Genomic DNA, 247 nt, shown 5'->3' on the forward strand with positions numbered 1-247 from the left:
TAACGGTCTATCCGGATGACTATAAGGAAAAAGCGATGCAAGCTGCAGAACGATTCGATTTCCCTCTGTATGTCAAACCGGCAAAATCCGGGTCATCGATCGGGATTACAAAAGCACACACTCATAAAGAACTGATAGAAGGCATTGTACTTGCGTTTATATATGATCACAAAGTCGTGATCGAACAAAATATCGAAGGCTTTGAAGTGGGGTGCGCTGTTCTTGGGAATAAGAACCCTCGCTCAGG

At 44.1% G+C, this 247-nt stretch carries 1 pseudogene; it reads left to right on the forward strand.

Annotated elements, in window-relative coordinates:
• Positions 1–35: 35 nt before the first annotated feature.
• Positions 36–247: pseudogene (locus SB719_RS21840) on the forward strand (D-alanine--D-alanine ligase A); the annotation flags it as partial.

Source organism: Pantoea sp. SIMBA_079 (assembly GCF_046940275.1).
In the GTDB taxonomy this organism is placed as follows: Bacteria; Pseudomonadota; Gammaproteobacteria; order Enterobacterales; family Enterobacteriaceae; genus Pantoea; species Pantoea borealis.